Source organism: Pseudoalteromonas sp. 78C3 (genome assembly GCF_002836695.1).
Taxonomy (GTDB): domain Bacteria; phylum Pseudomonadota; class Gammaproteobacteria; order Enterobacterales; family Alteromonadaceae; genus Pseudoalteromonas; species Pseudoalteromonas arctica.
The window spans coordinates 1-950 of the sequence record NZ_PJAV01000044.1 but is presented as its reverse complement, the minus strand read 5'-3'; the positions used below and the strand labels follow the sequence as shown (position 1 = coordinate 950).

Genomic DNA, 950 nt, shown 5'->3' with positions numbered 1-950 from the left:
GTCTTCTTACATAGGCAGCGGCCATATCATGCGTTGCTTAGTATTGGCTGATAGGCTAAAACTAGATGGTCACGACGTTTTATTTGCCACGCGCCCGCAAAACGGTGATTTAGTCACATTTATAAAGCAGCGTGGTTTCTCTATTTATGAATTACAGCAACCTGAAAATTGGCTAGTACCAACCTCGACTGCGGATTATGCCGCGTGGTTGCAAGTCACTGAGTGTGATGATGCCCAAGAATGCGCTACTGCATTTGATAGTCCTGATTTAGTTATTACAGACCACTATGGTATTGGTGCACAGTGGCATAAGGTAGTAAGAAAAGCGTATAACTGTAAAATTATTGCAATTGACGATTTAGTAAGAGAGCACGCTGCAGACTTGATTATAGATCAAACATTGCTTAGAGAGCCAAGCGAATATCATCTATTAAACTCTAAGGCCACCGTCTTAACAGGCACGCAATATGCAATTATAAATACTCACTTTTCGCATCGACATTCATCACAATTGATAGCTTTAAATACATTATCGAATACACCGCGTTTATTATTATCTATGGGGGGGATAGATGCCCCCAATGCGACATTGCATGTACTTGATGTTTTAAAGAAAAGCGTTAACCCGCCAATAACGACTGTATTGCTTAGCCCTAAAGCGCCTCACTATAAAAGTGTTACAGAGTTTGCTGTAAAGCATAGCGAGTGGTTGACTCACATCGATTTTGTAGATGACATGGCTACTCTCATGTGTGAACATGATATTGCCATTGGCGCGCCAGGCTCAACGTCATGGGAACGTGCTTGTGTCGGGTTACCAAGTATTGTTATTGCACTTGCTGATAACCAGCAGACTATTTGTAAAAATTTAGAAGCCGTTGGTGCTGCAATTAGCGTTGAGTTAGAGGCGATTAGTAAAAACTTAATGAAGGCGTATGAGCAGTTAATTA

General features: G+C 41.3%; 1 protein-coding gene. It reads left to right on the top strand.

Annotated elements, in window-relative coordinates; all coding sequences use genetic code 11:
- Nucleotides 1-28 precede the first annotated feature (28 nt).
- Nucleotides 29-950, top strand: a 922-nt coding sequence (pseG, locus tag CXF76_RS00725; protein WP_232785076.1) for a UDP-2,4-diacetamido-2,4,6-trideoxy-beta-L-altropyranose hydrolase, incomplete at its 3' end; no start/stop codon positions are given.